At 67.0% G+C, this 19,559-nt stretch carries 21 protein-coding genes; 19 read left to right on the top strand and 2 right to left on the bottom strand.

Going from position 1 to position 19,559, the window contains the following annotated elements:
• Nucleotides 1-107: 107 nt before the first annotated feature.
• Genes AC2D10_RS03915 through AC2D10_RS03905 form a run of 3 tightly spaced genes read left to right on the top strand, consistent with a single transcriptional unit; the run spans nucleotide 108 to nucleotide 2,151 of the window.
• A complete protein-coding gene (locus tag AC2D10_RS03915; RefSeq protein ID WP_484710581.1) occupies nucleotides 108-917 on the top strand; it encodes a thymidylate synthase in 810 nt (269 codons plus the stop codon).
• Nucleotides 914-1,390 carry a dihydrofolate reductase gene (locus AC2D10_RS03910; protein ID WP_484710580.1) on the top strand — a complete coding sequence of 159 codons (477 nt, stop codon included), beginning with the start codon at nucleotides 914-916 and terminating at the stop codon, nucleotides 1,388-1,390. The genes AC2D10_RS03915 and AC2D10_RS03910 overlap by 4 nt, the downstream gene beginning before the upstream one ends.
• Entirely contained in the window at nucleotides 1,390-2,151 is a 762-nt protein-coding gene (locus tag AC2D10_RS03905; protein ID WP_484710579.1) for an SDR family NAD(P)-dependent oxidoreductase, read from the top strand. The genes AC2D10_RS03910 and AC2D10_RS03905 overlap by 1 nt, the downstream gene beginning before the upstream one ends.
• A 6-nt stretch (nucleotides 2,152-2,157) precedes the next feature.
• On the opposite strand, the gene AC2D10_RS03900 is transcribed toward AC2D10_RS03905, so the two are convergent.
• A complete protein-coding gene (locus tag AC2D10_RS03900; RefSeq protein WP_484710578.1) occupies nucleotides 2,158-2,706 on the bottom strand; it encodes an NUDIX domain-containing protein in 549 nt (182 codons plus the stop codon).
• Nucleotides 2,707-2,799: 93 nt separating this feature from the next.
• On the opposite strand from AC2D10_RS03900, the gene dapA reads away from it, so the two are divergent.
• From dapA to dapF, 15 genes are all read left to right on the top strand, one after another.
• On the top strand, nucleotides 2,800-3,777 hold the full coding sequence (gene dapA, locus AC2D10_RS03895; RefSeq protein ID WP_484710577.1) for a 4-hydroxy-tetrahydrodipicolinate synthase: 978 nt from the start codon (nucleotides 2,800-2,802) through the stop codon (nucleotides 3,775-3,777).
• Nucleotides 3,778-3,830: 53 nt separating this feature from the next.
• Complete coding sequence (locus AC2D10_RS03890; protein WP_484710576.1) at nucleotides 3,831-5,507, top strand: ribonuclease J; 1,677 nt, start codon at nucleotides 3,831-3,833, stop codon at nucleotides 5,505-5,507.
• Between the two features lie 41 nt (nucleotides 5,508-5,548).
• Nucleotides 5,549-6,040, top strand: a complete 492-nt coding sequence (locus AC2D10_RS03885; protein WP_484710574.1) for a GNAT family N-acetyltransferase — start codon at nucleotides 5,549-5,551, stop codon at nucleotides 6,038-6,040.
• A 73-nt stretch (nucleotides 6,041-6,113) separates the two neighbouring features.
• Nucleotides 6,114-8,831, top strand: a complete 2,718-nt coding sequence (locus tag AC2D10_RS03880) for an FtsK/SpoIIIE family DNA translocase (RefSeq protein ID WP_484710572.1) — start codon at nucleotides 6,114-6,116, stop codon at nucleotides 8,829-8,831.
• Entirely contained in the window at nucleotides 8,831-9,406 is a 576-nt protein-coding gene (gene pgsA, locus AC2D10_RS03875) for a CDP-diacylglycerol--glycerol-3-phosphate 3-phosphatidyltransferase (RefSeq protein WP_484710570.1), read from the top strand. Before AC2D10_RS03880 ends, pgsA begins: the two co-directional genes overlap by 1 nt.
• Complete coding sequence (locus tag AC2D10_RS03870; RefSeq protein WP_484710569.1) at nucleotides 9,403-9,894, top strand: CinA family protein; 492 nt, start codon at nucleotides 9,403-9,405, stop codon at nucleotides 9,892-9,894. Before pgsA ends, AC2D10_RS03870 begins: the two co-directional genes overlap by 4 nt.
• A 137-nt stretch (nucleotides 9,895-10,031) precedes the next feature.
• The gene (locus AC2D10_RS03865) at nucleotides 10,032-10,340 is read left to right on the top strand and encodes a helix-turn-helix domain-containing protein (RefSeq protein WP_484710568.1); all 309 of its coding nucleotides are present in this window, start codon (nucleotides 10,032-10,034) and stop codon (nucleotides 10,338-10,340) included.
• Nucleotides 10,341-10,361: 21 nt separating this feature from the next.
• Nucleotides 10,362-10,586, top strand: a complete 225-nt coding sequence (locus tag AC2D10_RS03860; protein WP_484710567.1) for a DUF3046 domain-containing protein — start codon at nucleotides 10,362-10,364, stop codon at nucleotides 10,584-10,586.
• A gap of 266 nt (nucleotides 10,587-10,852) precedes the next feature.
• Nucleotides 10,853-11,902: a recombinase RecA gene (gene recA / locus AC2D10_RS03855; protein ID WP_484710566.1), complete on the top strand. Its 1,050-nt coding sequence runs from the start codon at nucleotides 10,853-10,855 to the stop codon at nucleotides 11,900-11,902.
• A gap of 2 nt (nucleotides 11,903-11,904) precedes the next feature.
• Entirely contained in the window at nucleotides 11,905-12,762 is an 858-nt protein-coding gene (locus tag AC2D10_RS03850) for a regulatory protein RecX (RefSeq protein ID WP_484710565.1), read from the top strand.
• A gap of 59 nt (nucleotides 12,763-12,821) precedes the next feature.
• Complete coding sequence (miaB, locus tag AC2D10_RS03845) at nucleotides 12,822-14,369, top strand: tRNA (N6-isopentenyl adenosine(37)-C2)-methylthiotransferase MiaB (protein ID WP_484710563.1); 1,548 nt, start codon at nucleotides 12,822-12,824, stop codon at nucleotides 14,367-14,369.
• A complete protein-coding gene (gene miaA / locus AC2D10_RS03840; protein ID WP_484710561.1) occupies nucleotides 14,366-15,325 on the top strand; it encodes a tRNA (adenosine(37)-N6)-dimethylallyltransferase MiaA in 960 nt (319 codons plus the stop codon). The genes miaB and miaA overlap by 4 nt, the downstream gene beginning before the upstream one ends.
• 37 nt (nucleotides 15,326-15,362) lie before the next feature.
• The gene (locus AC2D10_RS03835) at nucleotides 15,363-15,893 is read left to right on the top strand and encodes a dihydrofolate reductase family protein (RefSeq protein ID WP_484710560.1); all 531 of its coding nucleotides are present in this window, start codon (nucleotides 15,363-15,365) and stop codon (nucleotides 15,891-15,893) included.
• A 50-nt stretch (nucleotides 15,894-15,943) separates the two neighbouring features.
• Entirely contained in the window at nucleotides 15,944-16,399 is a 456-nt protein-coding gene (locus tag AC2D10_RS03830; RefSeq protein WP_484710559.1) for a GNAT family acetyltransferase, read from the top strand.
• A 22-nt stretch (nucleotides 16,400-16,421) separates the two neighbouring features.
• Nucleotides 16,422-17,294 (top strand): diaminopimelate epimerase, encoded by an 873-nt coding sequence (gene dapF / locus AC2D10_RS03825; RefSeq protein ID WP_484710558.1) that lies wholly within the window; start codon nucleotides 16,422-16,424, stop codon nucleotides 17,292-17,294.
• Nucleotides 17,295-17,328: 34 nt separating this feature from the next.
• On the opposite strand, the gene AC2D10_RS03820 is transcribed toward dapF, so the two are convergent.
• On the bottom strand, nucleotides 17,329-17,970 hold the full coding sequence (locus AC2D10_RS03820; protein ID WP_484710556.1) for a class I SAM-dependent methyltransferase: 642 nt from the start codon (nucleotides 17,968-17,970) through the stop codon (nucleotides 17,329-17,331).
• 67 nt (nucleotides 17,971-18,037) lie between these two features.
• On the opposite strand from AC2D10_RS03820, the gene hflX reads away from it, so the two are divergent.
• Entirely contained in the window at nucleotides 18,038-19,543 is a 1,506-nt protein-coding gene (hflX, locus tag AC2D10_RS03815; protein ID WP_484710554.1) for a GTPase HflX, read from the top strand.
• The last annotated feature ends 16 nt before the right edge of the window (nucleotides 19,544-19,559 follow it).

The following is a 19,559-nucleotide window of genomic DNA, read 5'->3' as shown; positions in this document are numbered from 1 at the left end:
AGAGTACGCGCGCGCACGGCGGGCGGGATCCGATATGTCGCATGATGACACCCTGCGGCCAAGCGTCGCCAGCCCCGCTGTCCGACCCACGAGGTATTCTGACTCTCATGAGCGCAGCCCTCCCGACGCCGTACGAAGACCTCCTCCGCGACGTCCTGGAGAACGGAACCCGCAAGTCCGATCGCACGGGCACGGGCACCACCAGCGTCTTCGGTCGCCAGATCCGTTTCGATCTCGCCGAGGGTTTTCCGCTGATCACCACGAAGCGCGTGCACTTCAAGTCGATCGCCTACGAGCTGCTGTGGTTTTTGCGCGGGGAATCGAATGTGCGCTGGCTGCAGGAGAACGGCGTCACCATCTGGGATGAATGGGCCGACGCCTCCGGAGACCTCGGGCCGGTCTACGGTGTGCAGTGGCGGTCCTGGCCGACGCCCGACGGCAAGAGCATCGACCAGCTGTCCGATGTCATCGAGCAGATCCGACGCTCGCCGGACTCGCGTCGACTCATCGTGTCGGCGTGGAATCCGGCTGACATCCCCGACATGGCGCTCGCGCCCTGCCACGCGTTGTTCCAGTTCTACGTCGCCGACGGCAAGCTCTCCTGTCAGCTCTACCAGCGCAGTGCCGACCTGTTCCTCGGAGTGCCCTTCAACATCGCGTCGTACGCGCTGCTGACCCTCATGGTGGCGCAGCAGGTCGGACTCGAGCCGGGCGACTTCGTCTGGACCGGCGGCGACTGCCACATCTACGACAACCACGTCGATCAGGTCCGCGAGCAGCTGACGCGCGGGGCCTACCCGGCACCCGCGCTGCGCTTCGCCCGCCAGCCCGACTCGATCCTCGACTACCGGTTCGACGACTTCGTAATCGAGGGCTATCAGCACCACCCCGCGATCCGGGCGGCGGTCGCGGTATGACCTGGATGGGTTTGATCTGGGCGGAGGCGCACGGCGGGGTCATCGGCGCGGAGGGCGGCATGCCCTGGCACGTCCCCGAGGATCTCGCCCATTTCAAGCAGGTCACCCTCGGTGCCACCGTCGTGATGGGACGCAAGACCTGGGACTCGCTGCCGGAGCGCTTCCGCCCGCTCGCGGGTCGCGAGAACATCGTCATCACGCGCCAGCAGGACTGGGCCGCCGAGGGAGCACGTCGAGCGGCCACGGTGGCCGAGGCCGTTCGAGGGCAGGATCGAGTCTGGGTGATCGGCGGATCCGAGATCTTCCGTCAGGTCATCGGTGACGCCGACAGACTCGAGGTCACCGAGCTGGATCTCGAGGTCGGCGGCGACGCGTACGCGCCCGCGAAGGCCGGATGGCGCCTCGTCGACGAGGGGGAGTGGCAGACCTCGAATTCCGGTGTCCGCTACCGCTTCCTGGGATACGAGCGCTGATGCCGAACGCACTCATCACAGGAGCCAGCGCCGGACTCGGCGCGGAGTTCTCCCGTCAACTCGCCCGCCGTGGAGCGGATCTCGTGCTGGTGGCGCGCTCCGCAGAGGCGCTCGATGAACTGGCCTCCGAACTGCGCAGCGCTCACGGAGTCGCGGTCGAGGTGCTCGCCGCGGACCTCGCCGATGAAGACGGGGTTCGATCGGTGGCGCAGCGTCTCGAGGACCGCGACGACCCCATCGACCTGCTGATCAACAACGCCGGCTTCGGGCTTCCGCTGCAGTTCGCCGACAACGATATCGACGACGAGGTGCGCCATCTGCGTGTGCACGTCGAGGCGTCGATGCGCCTCATGCACGCGGCGCTCCAGGTCATGCGCGGCCGGGGCGGCCGCATCATCAACGTCGCCTCGGTCGCCGGTTTCATCTCGCGCTCCACCTATTCGGCCTGCAAGGCCTGGCTGATCGGCTTCAGTCGCTGGGCAAACCTCGAGTACGCGCGAGACGGCGTCAGCGTGACGGCGCTGTGCCCGGGCTTCACCCACACGAGCTTCCACGAGCGCATGGGCATGCCGGTGGGGCAGGAGGGCGTTCCCCGCATCATGTGGTTGAACGCGGCCGACGTCGTCCGTGCCGGACTCCGCGATGCTGCTCTCGGCAAGTCCGTGTCGATCCCGTCGGTGCGGTATAAAGTGCTCGCCGCGCTGGGGCGGGTGCTGCCCGCGTCGGTCACGTCCGGCGTCGCACGCCGCGGTCGCGTCTGAGCCCGGTCAGGCGAATCGACCGAGCCGAATCCCCGCGTAGGCGATCGCCGCGATCGTCTCGCCGTCCGTGATCTCGCGGTCCGCGATCATCCGGAGCACGTCCGGGAATGCAACCCACCGGACGGACTCGATCCCCTCTTCTCCCTGCGTCTCTGCGGATTCCGCAGCCGATGTGGCGCGGCGCACCCCGCGAGCCAGGAAGACGTGTTCGCTCGCGTCGGCGATCCCGTTGAGCGCGTGCATGCGGCCGATCTCTGTCCAGTCCGCGGCCTCGAAGCCGGTCTCCTCGCGGAGTTCCCGTTGCGCGGCGAACAGGGGAGCGTCGCCGTCGCTGCCGCCTGCGGGCACCTCGACGGAGACGCCGGTGGTGTATCGGTCGAGAGTGACCAGACACACGCGGTCCTCGTCGTCCAGTGCCACGACGAACACGGCGGGGTGCTGCATGGTCACGACGCCGTAGATGCCGTCGCCGCCCGGCCCCGTCACCCGATCCTCGCGGACATGGATCCATCGGTTGGCGTACTTCGTCTCGGAATCGTGCGTCACCCAGGCCATGGGATGAGCCTAGACACGGTGAGGCGCCGAGGGGCGACAGCATCCGCGCCGTGACGTCCGCGGGAGCGGCATCCGAGGCGATACGCTGGAGGCATGACGCACTCGGGCAACCCCTTCGGACAGGTTCTCGTCGCGCTCGTCACTCCGATGACGGCCGACGGCGAAGTCGACTGGCCCGCCGTCGAGAAGCACATCGATGACGTCATCACCGCCGGTGCCGACGGAATCGTCGTGACGGGAACGACCGGCGAGACCTCGACCCTGACGGACCCCGAGAAGCTGAAGCTCGTCGAGGTCGGCCGGTCCGTCGCCTCCGGACGCGCGAAGATCATCACCGGCGGTGGGTCGAACGAGACCGCGCACGCTATCGAGCTCTACAAGGCCAGCGAGAAGGCCGGCGCCGACGGCATCATGATCGTCACGCCGTACTACAACAAGCCCACCCAGGCCGGAATCCTCACGCATTTTCGGCTCGTCGCAGACGCCACGGACCTGCCTGTCATCCTGTACGACATCCCGGGCCGCACCGGCGTACCGATCAAGTACGAGACCATCCTGCGTCTCGCGAAGCACCCGAACATCCTCGCGGTGAAGGATGCCAAGGGCGACTTCTCCGAGGTCAGCCGGGTACTCAACCAGACCGACCTGATGTACTTCTCCGGTGACGACGCCAACGCGCTCCCGCACCTCTCGATCGGCGCGACCGGTCTGATCGGCGTGACCGCCAACGTGGCCGCAGCTCCGTACCGCACGATGATCGACGCCGTGAACGCCGGCGATCTCGCGACCGCCACCGCCCAGCACAAGCGTCTCGAGCCTCTGGTACGCGCCGTCATGACGCACGTGCCCGGCACCGTCGCCGCGAAGTACATCCTGCACGGGCTGGGCCGCATCTCGAGCCCACGCGTGCGTCTGCCCCTGGTCGGTCCCGAGGAATGGGAGGCCGCGCTGATCGAGGATGAGCTCGATCTCGTGAAGAACGTCCAGGGTGCCGATTTCTCGAACTTCCGCCCCGACCGCAACGCGGCCGCCGGTGGCGCCCTGCCGAAGGTGCACGGCACGACGCGCTGACCCGCGTCCCCACGAACGAACGGACGCGCTCAGTGTCCGACTGAGGAGACAGCATGTCCATCCCCATCACAGACCCTGCCGCACTCGACGAGGGGACCCTGCGCGTCACACCGCTCGGCGGCCTCGGGGAGATCGGTCGCAACATGACCATCTTCGAGTACGACGGCAAGATCCTGATCGTCGACTGCGGCGTGCTCTTCCCAGAGGAGCACCAGCCCGGTGTCGACCTGATCCTGCCCGACTTCGAGCCGATCCGTGGGCGCCTCGACGACATCGTCGGCGTGGTCCTCACGCACGGCCATGAGGACCACATCGGCGCGGTCCCGTACCTGCTGCGTCTGAAGAGCGACATCCCCCTGATCGGTTCGGGTCTCACGCTCGCCCTCGTCGAGGCGAAGCTCAAGGAGCACCGGATCAAGGCGTTCACGCTCACGGTCACCGAGGGCCAGGAGGAGCGGGTCGGTCCGTTCGATCTCGAGTTCGTCGCGGTGAACCACTCGATCCCCGATGCCCTCGCCGTCGCGATCCGCACGCCCGCGGGCATGGTGCTGGCCACGGGTGACTTCAAGATGGATCAGCTTCCTCTCGACGGCCGGATCACCGACCTCCGCGCGTTCTCGCGTCTGGGCGAGGAGGGCGTCGACCTGTTCCTCGTCGACTCGACCAACGCAGACGTGCCCGGGTTCACGCCCACCGAGCGCTCGATCGGACCGGTGCTCGACCAGGTCATCGCCAAGGCGCCCCGTCGCGTGATCGTCGCGAGCTTCTCGAGCCATGTGCACCGCGTGCAGCAGGTCATCGACGCCGCGTACGCCAACCGCCGCCGCGTCGCCTTCCTGGGGCGCAGCATGGTCCGCAACATGACCATCGCCGAGCAGCTGGGATACCTGAAGGTCCCCGCCGGCGTGCTGATCGACTACAAGAAGGCCCGTGATCTTCCCGACGACCAGATCGTCTACATGTCCACCGGTTCGCAGGGCGAGCCGATGGCCGTGCTGAGCCGCATGGCGAACCTCGATCACGCGATCGAGGTCAGCGAGGGTGACACCGTCATCCTGGCGTCCAGCCTGATCCCCGGCAACGAGAACGCGGTCTATCGCGTGATCGACGGACTCACCAAGCTCGGCGCGAACGTCGTGCACAAGGCGAACGCCAAGGTGCACGTCTCCGGGCACGCCGCAGCGGGCGAGCTTCTCTACTGCTACAACATCCTGAAGCCGAAGAACGTGCTCCCCGTGCACGGCGAGTACCGCCACCTGATCGCGAACGCCAAGCTGGCGCAGGACACCGGCATCCCTGAGGAGAACACGATCATCGCCTCCAACGGCACCGTGATCGACCTCAAGGCCGGTGTCGCCCGCGTGGTCGGACAGCTCGACCTCGGCTTCGTGTACGTCGACGGCTCGACGGTCGGCGAGATCACCGACGCAGACCTCAAGGACCGCCGGATCCTCGCCGAGGAGGGTTTCATCTCGATCATCGTCGTCGTGGATGCCGCCACCGGACGCATCATCTCGGGTCCGGAGATCCACGCGCGCGGTGTCGCCGAGGATGACTCCGTCTTCGACGACGTGACGCCGAAGATCGTCGCGGCGCTCAAGGAGGCCGCCGGCAACGGCGTACGCGACACTCATTCGCTCTCTCAGGTGATCCGCCGCACGATCGGGCGCTGGGTGAACCAGAAGCTGCGTCGTCGTCCCATGATCGTTCCGCTCGTCATCGAGGCCTGAGCCGACACGCGGTCGTAACAGGTCGGGTCTATGCTCGCGGCATGTCCACGGGCTTCTCCACGCGACCGGCGGCGCAGGCCGATGCCGGCTTCCTCGGCGACATGCTCGTCGAGGCCGCCAACTGGCGCGCCGGGGGAGTGCGGCCACGTCATGAGGTCCTGAACTCGCTGGAACATCGTCGCTACCTCGCCGGATGGCAGCGCGCGGCCGACGCAGGACTGGTGGCAATGAGCGACGACCGGCCGGTCGGTGCTGCGTGGTATCGGATGCTGCCGCAGGACGCTCCGGGTCTCGGATTCGTGGGCGGGGGAGTGCCCGAACTCATCATCGGCGTCCACCCGCTCTGGCGAGCTCAGGGAGTCGGTCGGACCCTGCTGCGTGAACTCGTGCGGCTCGCCGCCACGGAAGGTCATGCCCGCATCTCCCTGAGCGTCGAGCGCGACAACTTCGCCCGCAACCTGTACCGCGCCGAGGGCTTCACGGTCGCCTCGCAGACCCCGTCTCGCGAGACGATGGTGCGTCGCACGGGGTGAGATGCCGTCGTCGGATTCCCGGAAAGCCGCGTCATTGCGGGGGAATGTCGGTGCCAGGACGTAACGTGAGGGCATGGCCAGGAGCACCACGAAATCCGAGCGCGCGTCCGAGAGCGCACCGGCTCGCCCGAAGAGGCAGGCCGCTCCGAAGGCTCAGCCCGCGCCGAAGAAGTACATCGACGAGGTCGACAAGCCCCCGGTCGCGGTCCGAGCCTGGGTCGGACTCGCCCACGGCGTGGGCGGGCTCTTCCGTGCGTTCGGTCCCGAGACCCTGCAGAAGGACGACCGTCGCGACGGATTCCCGTTCTTCCTTGTGCTTCTCGCCGTGCTCGGCGCCGTGAACGAGTGGTTCTTCATCGGCGCGGAGATCGCCGCGAACATCAGCGCGTTCTCGGTCGGTCTTTTCGTCGGTCGCGTGGCTTTCTTCATGCCGGTTCTGCTTCTGTTGCTCGCCGGGTGGTTGTTCCGTCACCCTTCGTCTGTCTACGACAACGGCCGTATCGGAATCGGTTTCGGTCTGTTCGTGGTGGCGCTCGCGGGGATGTTCCACGTCGCCGGTCCGCGTCCACATCCGAACCAAGGCATGCTCGCGCTCAGCGAATCGGGTGGTCTCTTCGGATGGATGCTGGGTCAGCCGCTCACGTATCTCACCGACATCCCGGCGTACATCGTCCTGTCGCTGCTCGCGGCCCTCAGCATCCTGATCCTCACCAAGACGCCGCCGAACCGCATCGGTGCTCGACTCGGCGACCTCTACGCCTGGATGTTCGACGCCGAGCGTCCTGCGAAGCCGTCGAAGGATGCTGCATCCGCAACGATCGAAGATGCCGACAAGACGGATGATCCCGACGTGCTGCCCTGGTGGCGTCGCAACAAGACCGGCCGAGAGGAAGACCCGGACGAGGGAACGCTCGGCTCCGACGACATTACGGCGTTGCTGACCACCAAGGACCCCACCCCGGCGTACGACCAGGCCGTCATCGTCGCCGATCCGTACGACGCGGCGACCGAGGTCCTGTCCGAGGTGCGCTCGGTGACGGATTCGCTGGCGGGGCAGCAGACGACCGCCCTGCTCGATGACGAGTCCGACACCGGCGAGATGCCGGAGCTTCCGGGTCTCGACGGTTTCGGAACCGACGGACCGGGGGACCGTGGCCCGCAGGCGCCGGTCACCCCGTACATCCTGCCCTCGCCCGGGCTGCTGGTCGAGGGACCGCCGCCCGTGGAACGGTCGGAGGCGACCGACAAGGTCATCGAGCAGATCACGAGCGTGCTGTCGCAGTTCAAGGTCGACGCCAAGGTCACCGGCTTCTCGCGCGGCCCGACGGTCACGCAGTACGAGGTGGAGGTCGGTCACGGCGTCAAGGTCGAGAAGATCCTGCAGCTGAGCAACAACTTCGCCTACGCCGTCGCATCCAACGACGTGCGCATCCTGTCGCCCATCCCGGGCAAGAGCGCGATCGGCATCGAGATCCCCAACGCCGACAAGGAGATGGTGGCCCTCGGCGACGTTCTGCGGTCGCAGGCCGCGCAGAAGAGCACGCACCCGATGACGATCGGCGTCGGCAAGGACGTCGGCGGCAACATCGTGATCGCCAACCTCGCCAAGATGCCGCACCTCCTGGTGGCCGGATCGACCGGGTCGGGTAAGTCCAGCTTCGTGAACTCCATGATCACGAGCCTGCTGATGCGGGCGCGTCCCGCTGACGTGCGCATGGTCCTCATCGACCCGAAGCGCGTCGAGCTGACGAGCTACGCGGGCGTCCCTCACCTCATCACGCCGATCATCACGAACCCTAAGAAGGCCGCCGAGGCGCTGCAGTGGGTCGTGAAGGAGATGGACATGCGGTACGACGACCTCGCGTCGTTCGGCTACCGCCACATCGACGACTTCAACCGCGCGGTGCGCGCCGGCGAGGTCAACCTCCCCGTCGGCAGCGAACGAGTGCTCAAGCCCTACCCGTACCTCCTCGTCGTGGTCGATGAGCTTGCGGACCTCATGATGGTCGCTCCGCGCGACGTCGAGGACTCGATCGTGCGCATCACCCAGCTCGCCCGCGCGTCGGGCATCCACCTCGTGCTCGCGACCCAGCGTCCGAGCGTCGACGTCGTGACGGGCCTCATCAAGGCCAACGTGCCCTCACGACTTGCTTTCGCGGTCACCAGCGTGACCGACAGCCGCGTGATCCTCGACAGCCCGGGAGCCGACAAGCTCATCGGTCAGGGTGATGCGCTCTTCTCGCCGATGGGCTCCTCGAAGCCGTTCCGCCTGCAGGGCGCCTGGGTCGATGAGAAGGAGATCGACGCGGTCGTCAAGCACGTCACCCGTCAGGCGCAGCCCGACTACCGACCTGATGTGCAGGAGGCACTCGAGCCGACGAAGAAGAAGGAGGTCGACGAGGACATCGGCGACGACCTCGAACTTCTGCTCGCGGCGGCAGAGCTCATCATCTCTTCCCAATTCGGCTCGACTTCGATGCTGCAGCGCAAGCTCCGCGTCGGGTTCGCAAAGGCGGGGCGTCTGATGGACCTGTTGGAGTCCCGGGAGATCGTCGGACCATCGGAGGGATCCAAGGCGCGCGATGTGCTTGCCACGGCCGAGCAGCTTCCTCAGGTGATGGCCAGGCTTCGTGGCGATGACACGCCCGCGGCGGCCCCGGCCCCTCAGGCGGCACCCGCCACCTCCGCGACACACGCATCACTCGACCCCACCGAAGCGCAGTTCGACGGACTGCCGGTCGTCGAGGCTGAGGGCGACGACGACGCCTGGGGACTGACGGGTCGAGACTGATGGCCATCCATCCTCAGCTTCCCAACGCGATCACCGTCGCGCGCATCCCGCTCGCGGTGGTGTTCTTCGTGCTGCTGCTTCTCGGCGGCACGTACGGTCTCCCTCAGCCCGGCATCCGCTGGGCCGCAGGCATCCTCTTCATCGTCGCCATCTCCACGGACTGGGTGGACGGCTACCTCGCCCGGCGCTACGAGATCGTGAGCGATTTCGGCAAGCTGTGGGACCCGATCGCCGACAAGCTGCTCACGGGCTCGGGGTTCATCGGACTCGCGATCCTCGGCGAGGTGCAGTGGTGGATCGTCCTCGTGATCCTGATTCGCGAGTGGGGCATCACGGTGCATCGGCTCGTGGTGGCCCGCGAGCACGTGGTCGCGGCCGCATGGATGGGCAAGCTGAAGACGGCTGTGCAAGCGGTGGCGCTGGGTTGGGCGCTTCTGCCCCTGCATGTGGTCATCGGGCTCGAACCGTGGACCCTGATCACGGCCGTGCTGATGGTCGTGGTGCTGATCCTGACCGTCGCGAGCGGGATCGACTACATCGTGGCGCAGGTCCGCGGGGCCCGCTCGCGGTCATGACCGATTCGACCGCTGCCACGGCTCTCGAGGCGCTGCGCCGTCGTGGCTGGACTCTTGGGGTCGCGGAGTCGCTCACCGGAGGAGCCGTCAGCGCGGCGCTGGTCTCCGTCTCGGGTGCGTCGTCCGTGCTGCGCGGCGCGGTGGTCGCCTACGCGACGCCGCTGAAGACGTCGCTGCTCGGCGTCGACGCCGAGCTCCTCTCCGCTGAAGGGCCGGTGCATCCCGAGGTGGCACGACAGATGGCCGACGGCGTGCGGCGGGCGGTGGCGATCGATGGCATCGCCGCTGACGTGGGCATCTCGACCACGGGGATCGCCGGTCCGGAGTCCCCGGACGGTCAGCCCGTCGGCACCGTTCATGTCGGCGTGGTCACTCCGGAGGCGACCACGACGGTGTCGCTCCAGCTCGAGGGGAATCGGGACCAGATCCGCGCGGCGACGGTGGATGCCGTGCTGGCGGCGGTCGTGAAAGTCCTCGGGAATAGGTGAAGGCTCAGCACCGTTATTTCTTACGTGTTCACATTTAAACCACAGAGTGAAACAGTAGATTCTGTGCAGGTCGGGCGTATTAGACTGGCCGTCTCGTCGGAGATATATCCGGCAACTCGAACGGAGAGGAGGTTCCGATGATTCTCGTACGACAGGAAATCGGCGATGTGCTGAGGGACTTCCGCCTGCAGAAGGGGCGCACCCTTCGTCAGGTCGCCAGCAAGGCATCCGTCGCTCTCGGATACCTCAGTGAGGTCGAGCGTGGTCAGAAAGAAGCATCGAGCGAGATTCTCGCCTCGGTCGCTGATGCACTCGACGTTCCCATCTCGACGATCATGCGCGAGGTCGGTGACCGTATCTCGGTCCTCGAGGGCATCCAGGTCTTCCCGGATGTCGTCCCCGACGACCTCGTGGCGTCGGTCGAGCCCGAGTTCTCGCTCCGCTGAGCCCGTTCGTCACGGTCCGGAATGCGTCGTAGCGAGTTCCTGAGAGCGGTCGACGGCGAGTTCGGCGGGCAGGCTCCGTCTCTCGTGAGCGACCTCGTCCTCTCCGCACTCGAGACCCGCACGGCAGAGGAAGCCTTGGACGCCGGCGTTCCGCCGCGCGATATCTGGCTTGCACTCTGCACCGAGATGGATGTGCCGGAGGCGCGTCGCTACGGTGCCGGTCGCTTGGAGCCCCGGCGACGCTGACATCTGCCTGTTCGAATGGTCCGGACAATCCCGCCACTCTGTCGGCGTGTCGTCGAATATTCGTTCGAAGCGGGCGTAGTGTTCTGCACAAGTGGTCAAACAACCGTGTTCTCCACTGTTCGGTGGTCCCGTCGACCTGATGTCGGTGGCCCCTCGTACGGTGAATACATGGCCGTTGAGCCATACGCCTTGCCGGAGAGTTGCTCCCACTCGGGAGTGCCGCGGCAGCCTACAGGCGGCATCACGCGAGCAGAGAGAAGCACATCATGCCATCACCCGCAGACCGCGAGAAGTCCCTCGAGACCGCACTCGCCCAGATCGATCGTCAATTCGGCAAGGGCTCGGTCATGCGGCTGGGCAGCGATGAGCGTGCTCCTGTCGCCGTCATCTCCACCGGCTCTATCGCCCTCGATGTCGCTCTCGGTGTCGGCGGACTGCCGCGAGGCCGCATCGTCGAGATCTACGGACCGGAATCCTCGGGTAAGACCACTCTGACGCTGCACGCGATCGCCAACGCGCAGCGCGCCGGCGGAATTGCCGCGTTCATCGACGCCGAGCACGCGCTCGACCCCGACTACGCGGCCAAGCTCGGCGTCGACATCGACGCCCTGCTCGTCTCCCAGCCCGACACGGGAGAGCAGGCGCTCGAGATCGCCGACATGCTGGTGCGTTCAGGTGCCATCGACCTCATCGTGATCGACTCCGTGGCCGCGCTCGTGCCGCGTGCCGAGATCGAGGGAGAGATGGGCGACTCGCACGTGGGTCTCCAGGCTCGCCTGATGTCGCAGGCACTCCGCAAGCTCACCGGTGGCCTCAACCAGACGAACACCACCATGATCTTCATCAACCAGCTGCGCGAGAAGATCGGTGTGTTCTTCGGTTCCCCCGAGACCACCGCTGGCGGTAAGGCGCTGAAGTTCTACGCCTCCGTCCGCCTCGACATCCGCCGGATCGAGACGCTGAAGGACGGCACCGACGCGGTGGGTAACCGCACCCGCGTCAAGGTCGTCAAGAACAAGATGGCGCCGCCGTTCAAGCAGGCGGAGTTCGACATCCTCTACGGCATCGGAATCTCGCGAGAGGGCAGCCTGATCGACTTCGGTGTCGAGCACGCCATCGTCAAGAAGTCCGGATCGTGGTACACCTACGACGGCGATCAGCTCGGACAGGGCAAGGAGAACGCGCGTAATTTCCTCCTGAACAACCCCGACGTCGCCTTGGCGATCGAGACCCAGATCAAGCAGAAGCTGGGCATCGGACCGCAGGCGCCGGCCGCTCCTGCGACAGACGAGCTCGCCGAGCGTCGTCCGGCCTGATCATGACTGAGGAGAACGGGGGCGGGTCGCGCTCCGCACAGGAGAAGCTCGCCCCCGTCATCCCGCTGTTCGGCGGCGCCGCTGTGCCTCCGGGCGATGACGCTCCTGCACTGTCAGATGCCCAGGCCGATGCACCGCGCCCGGCGGGCGGAATGTCGCTCGTCGATTCCGAGCCCGTCGATCGGGTCGTGCCGTTGCGACCGCAAGAATCACGCGGCGAGCCCGACGCCGGGAGCCCCAGCGAGCGGCATCCAGCACGCGGGGGAGCGGCGGCGAAGGACACGCCTCCGCGACTGCGAGCACTGCGTGGCGCCGCCGCCTCCATCGAGAATGACGATGAGGCGATCGATCCCGAGCGTCAGCAGCAGGTCGCGTCCGAGAGCCTCGTCCGCAAGCTGCGGGCTCGTTCGCTCTCGATCTCCGAAGCACGACTCGTTCTGCGCGGGCACCATCTCGAGTCCGGCCAGATCGACGACGTGATCGACGAGTTCACGCGCCGCGGATACCTCGACGACATGACTCTGGCTGAGAACCTCGTCGAGTCCGGGTCTCAGCGCAAGGGGCAGGGTCGCGTGGCATTGTCGCGGGCGCTCTCGCAGCGAGGAATCCCGCGCAATGTCGTCGACGCGGTGCTCGGCGAGCTGCCCGACGACGACGCGGAGCGCGCACTCGAGTTCGCGCGCACCAAAGCGCGGTCGATGAGCCGCCTCGACCCTGACACGGCACTCAGACGCCTCATGGGCCAGCTCGCCCGAAGGGGATACGGCGGCTCCGTCGCCATGACGGCGGCGAAGACGGCACTGCGAGAAGCGACCCTTGGCGGCCCGACCACCGGGGTGCGTTTCGTCGATTCTGACTGACCACGCCTCACGCGTTCCTCGGGGTGCGTCTTCGAATGCGCTCGTAGAATGGTGGGATCATGACTATTCCTCGCAGTGAGCCGACGATCATCGCGGCATCTTCTGCGTCCGTCGATGCAGACGGGCGTCAGCGCTCCTATGAAGTCCGCACCTTCGGTTGCCAGATGAACGTGCACGACTCCGAACGGCTCTCGGGATCGTTGGAGAGCGCCGGCTACGTCCGTGCTGCCGCTGGCGACGAGGCAGACGTCGTGATCATCAACACGTGCGCCGTGCGAGACAACGCCGCAGGCAAGTTGTATGGAACCCTCGGCCAGCTCGCCTCCACCAAGCGTCGCAGAGACGGCATGCAAATCGCGGTGGGCGGTTGCCTCGCACAGATGGACAAGCAGGCGGTGCTCGACAAGGCTCCGTGGGTCGATGTCGTGTTCGGAACCCACAACATGGGTTCGCTTCCGGGTCTTCTCGAGCGTGCTCGGCACAACGGCGAGGCGGAGCTGGAGATCCTCGAATCCCTGGAAGTCTTCCCGTCCACGCTCCCGACCAAGCGCGATGCCGCCCACAGCGGATGGGTGTCCATCTCCGTCGGCTGCAACAACACCTGCACCTTCTGCATCGTTCCGAGCCTGCGCGGCAAGGAGAAAGATCGCCGTCCGGGCGACATCCTCAACGAGATCCGTCTGCTCGTCGAAGACGGCGCCGTGGAAGTCACGCTCCTCGGGCAGAACGTCAACTCCTACGGGGTCGAGTTCGGAGATCGGCACGCATTCGGCAAGCTGCTGCGCGCGACGGGCGAGATTCCCGGGCTCGAACGCGTGCGCTTCACGAGCCCGCATCCCGCCGCGTTCACAGATGACGTCATCGACGCGATGGCCGAGACGCCGAACGTGATGCCGCAACTCCACATGCCGCTCCAGTCCGGGAGTGATCGCATTCTCAAGGCCATGCGGCGCTCCTACCGGAGCGAGCGCTTCCTCGGCATTCTCGATCGTGTGCGCGAGCGAATTCCTAACGCGTCGATCACGACCGACATCATCGTCGGGTTCCCGGGCGAGACCGAAGAGGACTTCCAAGAAACGTTGCGCGTCGTCGAGCAGGCTCGCTTCTCCGGTGCTTTCACCTTCCAGTACTCGATCCGTGAGGGCACACCCGCGGCGACCATGGAGGAGCAGGTTCCGAAGGCTGTGGTTCAGGAGCGCTACAACCGCCTGATCGCACTGCAGGAGCGCATCTCGCTCGAGGAGAGCCAGAAGCAGGTCGGCCGCGAGGTCGAGGTCCTCGTGTCGATGGGAGAGGGCAAGAAGGATGCCGAGACGCACCGCCTGAGCGGACGCGCCGAGGACAACCGCCTGGTGCACTTCGAAGTCACTCCGGGGTCAGAGGTTCCCCGCCCCGGCGATGTCGTCTCGGTGACGATCACGCATGCAGCCCCCTTCCACCTGCTCGCCGACGATCCGTCCGGACGTCCACTGATGATCCGCCGCACACGGGGCGGCGACGCGTGGGATCGCGCGCAGGCGGAGTCCTGCGCTGTTCCGACTCCGACGGCCGATGGCTCTCCTCGCCAGGTCTCGCTCGGGCTCCCCACGCTGCGCGTCGGCGTGTGAGCACGAATCCGGAGAACGTCAGGCCTGCTCGGCCACCGCGTCTGTGGGTGGTCGTCGGCGCGACCGGCACGGGCAAGAGCGAGCTCGCACTCGACCTCGCCGAAGCGTTGAGCGCCCGTGGAACTCCTGCCGAAGTCGTGAACGCCGACGCGATGCAGCTCTATCGCGGCATGGACATCGGCACCGCCAAGCTGCGCCCCGAGGAGCGTCGAGGCATACCGCATCACCTCTTGGACGTGCGGGAGGTCAGCGAAGAAGCCGCGGTGGCGTGGTACCAGCCGCTGGCCCGCGCAGCGGTGGAGGGCATCCACGAACGCGGAGGCGATGCGATCCTCGTCGGCGGCTCCGGGCTGTACGTGTCGAGCGTCGTCTTCGACTTCCGTTTTCCGCCCCGCGACGAGGAGCTGCGCGGCCGGTTGGAGGACGAGCTGGTGCGGGACGGTCTGGAGGCGCTGCTCCAGCGCCTGCGCTCCCTCGATCCGGAGACCGCTGCGCGGGTCGATCCGCGCAACAGCAGACGCGTGATGCGCGCGCTGGAGGTTCTCGAGCAGGGGAGTGCGACGCATGGTGCCGCGCTGCCCTCGGAACCGTTGCTCTGGCACCCGCAGGCGCATCTGATCGGGCTGCACGTGGATCGCGAACGGCTCGTGCATCGACTTGACGAGCGTGTCGAGCAGATGTGGCACTCCGGGCTCGTGGACGAGGTCGAGGCGCTTCGCGAAGCCGGGCTCGAGATGGGAGTGACTGCTCGCCGCGCGATCGGGTACGCCCAGGCGCTGGGGCAGCTCGAGGGAACCCTCACACGCGCCCAGGCGATCGCCGAGACGCAGGCCCTGACCCGCCGCTATGCGCGACGGCAGGTGTCGTGGTTCAAGCGTTACCGAGGTCTCGTCTGGCATGAGGCGCCGGTGGACGCCGCGTCGCTTCTCGTCGACATCGACGGTCGCGCCGGCTGACCGCGCCGATGTCGGTGGCCGGAGGCATGATGTGGGCATGACGACCCACTACTTCACCGCCTCAAGCCTTGACGGATTCATCGCCACGCCGGAGCACTCGCTCGACTGGCTGCTCTCACAGGACATCGACCACGAGGGACCGATGTCCTACGGCACCTTCGAAGCGACGATCGGCGCCGTGGCGATGGGCGCTTCCACGTACGAGTGGGTTCTGAAGCACGAGGCGGACAACCCGTGGCCGTATTCCCAGCCGACGTGGGTGTTCACGCACCGGCATCTTCCGGTGCCGGAAGGAGCCGACGTGCGTCTCGTCCGCGACGATGTCGTGGCGGTCCACGCCGAGATGCTCGAGGCCGCAGGAGAGAAGGACATCTGGATCGTCGGCGGCGGCGAACTCGTGGGACAGTTCGCCGATGCGGGGCTGGTCGACGAAGTGTGGGTGCAATACGCCCCCGTGACGCTCGGCGCGGGAGCGCCACTGCTCCCGCGTCGGTTGGACCTCGAATTGCTCGATGTCGCTCGCAACCGCAGCTTCCTCTGCGGACGGTATCGGGTGATCCGCGGCTGAACCTCGTCTCCTAGACTCGACAGTCGCGGCATCGACTCGGGGAGAACGCCATGCATTTTTCGATCCGTCCCTTCCAGGAGAGCGACACCGACGCGGTGATCGCGCTGTGGGAGGAATCCGGGCTCACCCGCCCCTGGAATGACCCACGGCTTGACATCGCGCGCAAGATGGCGGTGCAGCCTGAGGGCTTCCTCGTCGCAGTCACTAGCGCAGAGGGCGACCGCCGCGACGCAGCGAGCGAAGTCGTGATCGGATCCGTGATGTCCGGATACGACGGTCATCGTGGCTGGCTCTACTATCTGGCGACCGCGCAGACCCATCGCCGCAGGGGGGTCGCCCGTGGCCTCGTCGACGTCGCGGAAGCCGTGCTCGGCGCGATGGGATGTCCGAAGGTGCAGCTGATGGTGCGCGAGGGGAACGAGCATGTGCTCGGCTTCTACGATGCGCTCGGCTACGAGCGCTTCTCGGTCTCGCAGACGGGGAAACGGCTCGTCGTCGACGCGTGAGCCCGGTCCCTAGACTGGGGGCATGGTCGCATTCACCAAGGGGCACGGAACGGGCAACGACTTCATCATCATCGAGGACGTCGACGGCGAACTCGATCTGACGCCCGAGCAGGTCTCTGCCCTGTGCGACCGGCACTTCGGCGTCGGCGCAGATGGGGTCTTGCGCGTGGTGCGTTCGGCCGCGATCGCCGACGGGGCCGCGAGCCTGGCGGAGGAGCCCGCTGCGGAGTGGTTCATGGACTACCGAAACGCTGACGGTTCGATCGCCGAGATGTGCGGCAACGGCATTCGAGTCTTTGCGCACTATCTGGTGCGGTCGGGACTTGCGATGATCGAATCCGGCTCCACGTTGCCGATCGGCACCCGCGCCGGTGTGCGCGACGTCACTGCCGGCGCGTCCGGCTACCAGGTCGATCTCGGCCGGTGGCGCCTCGCGGGAGTCGACCCGCTCGTGACCGCTGATGGTCTGACGGTCGCCCGCCCCGGTCTGGGCATCGACGTCGGTAACCCGCATGTGGTCGTGGCACTGGCGTCCGACGTCGAGCTGGCGTCGTTGCAGCTGCACCGATCGCCGGAGCTCGATCCGGTTCTGCCGGAAGGAGCGAACGTGGAGTTCGTCGTGCCCGGAGACCCACTGGTCCGCGATGGGATCGGACACGTGCGCATGCGCGTGTCGGAGAGAGGCGTCGGCGAGACGCTCAGCTGCGGCACGGGAGTCGCGGCCGCGGCATTGGCCGTTCGATACTGGGCCGGTGAGCACGCGCCCGACCACTGGCGCGTCGAGGTCCCCGGCGGCACGCTGGGCGTCCGGATGTTCGCCGCGGAGGACGGCGAGCACGTCGCCCTGTCCGGCCCGGCGCAACTCGTCTTCCAGGGCGAGGTCGACCTGATCTGACACGGAGCGCGGCCGGAGGCCGTCGTGCCGCGCCTCAGGCGATCGTGATCGGCTCGGTCGGAGGGCTGCCGTGCTTGCGCACCTTGAGTACGCGGTAGCCCTTGCCCGTGGCGGTGCGGAACACGCTGTACCCCGGGTGGAATGTCGCCCCGATCCAGCGCTGCAGCGAGTCGGCGCCGAGGTTGCGCTGCACGACGAGCCATGCGTCGCTCCGGTCGTCGAGGCGCGGAATCCACCGCTCCAGCAGCCCGTGCAACTCGTTCTTCCCCACCCGGATCGGCGGGTTCGAGCGGATCGTGCGGAACGTGACGCCGGCGGGAACATCGTCGGGCAGCGCAGCGTTGACATTGGTGAGGCCGAGCGCTGCAGCATTGCGGCGGACGAGGTCGAGCGCACGCTCGTTCACGTCGACGGCCCAGACTGTCGCGTGTGGCGATGCCATCGCCATCGACAGGCTGATGGGTCCCCAGCCGCTGCCGAGGTCGAGAAGATGACCTCCCGGTGGAACCGGAGGCGTGTTGGCGAGAAGCACTGCGGTGCCGGCATCCAGGCGATCCGGGCTGAAGACGCCACCGGCGGTGGTGAGCTCCAGCGCGCGGCCCGCGAGCGTCACACGGATCGCACGCAGGTTCTCGGGACTAGCCGGGGTCGCAGTGAAGTAGTGGTCAGACCCCATACGGTGAGCGTACCGGACACGGGGGATAAGGTTAAGGCTCGAAGCAGCAGGCAGAGACAAGGGACGGATGACGGAGACGAGTACACACTCCACCGATGACGGCGCGCTCGACCGCGTGCTCGCGAATGCGGAAACGCGCACCGACGTGCGGGTGTTCGGAGCAGCGCAGGCGCTGCAGGACGACTCCACGGCGGCGCACGGGTCGTCCGACGGCAACCAGTGGGATCTCGAGGATCGACACGCGCTCAGACGCGTCGGCGGTCTGTCCACGGAGCTTGAAGACGTCACAGAGGTCGAATACCGGCAGTTGCGACTCGAGAATGTCGTGCTGGTGGGTGTCTACCCGCAGGGGTCGCAGGAGGACGCCGAGAACTCGCTGCGCGAACTCGCCGCTCTGGCCGAGACGGCGGGGGCCGTCGTGCTGGACGGAGTGCTTCAGCGTCGTCCCCACCCGGATGCCGCCACCTACATCGGTCGAGGCAAGGCGCAGGAGCTCAAGGACATCGTCGCGGCGACCGGCGCTGACACCGTGATCGCCGACACCGAGCTCGCGCCCAGCCAGCGGCGAGCCCTGGAGGACGTCGTCAAGGTGAAGGTCATCGACCGCACCACGGTGATCCTCGACATCTTCAGCCAGCACGCCAAGAGCCGCGAGGGCAAGGCGCAGGTAGAGCTCGCTCAGCTCGAGTACCTTCTTCCGCGTCTTCGCGGGTGGGGTGATTCGATGAGCCGGCAGGCCGGTGGCCAGGTCGGCGCGGGTGGCGCCGGTATGGGTTCTCGTGGCCCCGGCGAGACCAAGATCGAGCTCGATCGCCGTCGCATCCGTACCAAGATGGCGCTGCTGCGTCGTCAGATCCGTGACTACGGGCCCGCGCGCGAGGCGAAGCGCGCGGAGCGTCGCCGCAACACGATCCCCTCCGTCGCGATCGCCGGGTACACCAACGCGGGCAAGTCGAGCCTGCTGAACGCCCTGACGAGCGCGGGAGTGCTGGTCGAGAACGCGCTGTTCGCGACGCTGGATGCGACCGTGCGTCGCTCGGAGACCTCGGACGGCCGTGTCTACACGATCACTGACACCGTCGGCTTCGTGCGCAACCTCCCGCATCAGCTGGTGGAAGCCTTCCGTTCGACGCTCGAGGAAGTCGGTGACGCCGACGTCGTGCTGCACGTCGTCGACGGTTCGCACCCCGATCCTGCCGGTCAGCTGCAGACGGTGCGCGATGTCATGGGCGACGTCGGAGTGCGTGACATGCCCGAGATCGTCGTCTTCAACAAGGCCGACCTGATCTCGGACGACGAGCGTCTGGTGCTGCGTGGGTTGCAGCCGAAGGCGCACTTCGTGTCGTCTCGCTCCGGCGAGGGCATCGAGGAACTGCGGGCGACGATCGAAGAGGCGCTTCCGAAGCCCGCCGTCGAGGTTCATGTCGTCGTCCCCTACGACCGAGGCGACCTGGTGGCAGCGATCCACGAGACCGGCATGCTGCTGGGGGTCGAGCATCAGGAGGATGGCACCCTGGTCCACGCTCACGTGTCCGAGCGCCTGGCGGCCGAGCTCGCACCCTACGCGCGCTGACCTCGAGGGTCCTGTC

The organism is Microbacterium sp. PI-SA-G (assembly GCF_057215335.1).
This window is presented reverse-complemented; position numbering and strand designations above follow the sequence as displayed.

Coding starts and splice junctions, on each gene's coding strand:
- AC2D10_RS03830 (WP_484710559.1), top strand. CDS start 15,944: ATGCATTTTTCGATCCGTCCCTTCCAGGAGAGCGACACCGACGCGGTG.
- AC2D10_RS03910 (WP_484710580.1), top strand. CDS start 914: ATGACCTGGATGGGTTTGATCTGGGCGGAGGCGCACGGCGGGGTCATC.
- AC2D10_RS03905 (WP_484710579.1), top strand. CDS start 1,390: ATGCCGAACGCACTCATCACAGGAGCCAGCGCCGGACTCGGCGCGGAG.
- miaB (WP_484710563.1), top strand. CDS start 12,822: ATGACTATTCCTCGCAGTGAGCCGACGATCATCGCGGCATCTTCTGCG.
- AC2D10_RS03870 (WP_484710569.1), top strand. CDS start 9,403: ATGACCGATTCGACCGCTGCCACGGCTCTCGAGGCGCTGCGCCGTCGT.
- AC2D10_RS03890 (WP_484710576.1), top strand. CDS start 3,831: ATGTCCATCCCCATCACAGACCCTGCCGCACTCGACGAGGGGACCCTG.
- AC2D10_RS03820 (WP_484710556.1), bottom strand. CDS start 17,970: ATGGGGTCTGACCACTACTTCACTGCGACCCCGGCTAGTCCCGAGAAC.
- AC2D10_RS03880 (WP_484710572.1), top strand. CDS start 6,114: ATGGCCAGGAGCACCACGAAATCCGAGCGCGCGTCCGAGAGCGCACCG.
- AC2D10_RS03885 (WP_484710574.1), top strand. CDS start 5,549: ATGTCCACGGGCTTCTCCACGCGACCGGCGGCGCAGGCCGATGCCGGC.
- dapA (WP_484710577.1), top strand. CDS start 2,800: ATGACGCACTCGGGCAACCCCTTCGGACAGGTTCTCGTCGCGCTCGTC.
- AC2D10_RS03865 (WP_484710568.1), top strand. CDS start 10,032: ATGATTCTCGTACGACAGGAAATCGGCGATGTGCTGAGGGACTTCCGC.
- AC2D10_RS03860 (WP_484710567.1), top strand. CDS start 10,362: ATGCGTCGTAGCGAGTTCCTGAGAGCGGTCGACGGCGAGTTCGGCGGG.
- AC2D10_RS03835 (WP_484710560.1), top strand. CDS start 15,363: ATGACGACCCACTACTTCACCGCCTCAAGCCTTGACGGATTCATCGCC.
- AC2D10_RS03915 (WP_484710581.1), top strand. CDS start 108: ATGAGCGCAGCCCTCCCGACGCCGTACGAAGACCTCCTCCGCGACGTC.
- pgsA (WP_484710570.1), top strand. CDS start 8,831: ATGGCCATCCATCCTCAGCTTCCCAACGCGATCACCGTCGCGCGCATC.
- dapF (WP_484710558.1), top strand. CDS start 16,422: ATGGTCGCATTCACCAAGGGGCACGGAACGGGCAACGACTTCATCATC.
- AC2D10_RS03900 (WP_484710578.1), bottom strand. CDS start 2,706: ATGGCCTGGGTGACGCACGATTCCGAGACGAAGTACGCCAACCGATGG.
- hflX (WP_484710554.1), top strand. CDS start 18,038: ATGACGGAGACGAGTACACACTCCACCGATGACGGCGCGCTCGACCGC.
- AC2D10_RS03850 (WP_484710565.1), top strand. CDS start 11,905: ATGACTGAGGAGAACGGGGGCGGGTCGCGCTCCGCACAGGAGAAGCTC.
- recA (WP_484710566.1), top strand. CDS start 10,853: ATGCCATCACCCGCAGACCGCGAGAAGTCCCTCGAGACCGCACTCGCC.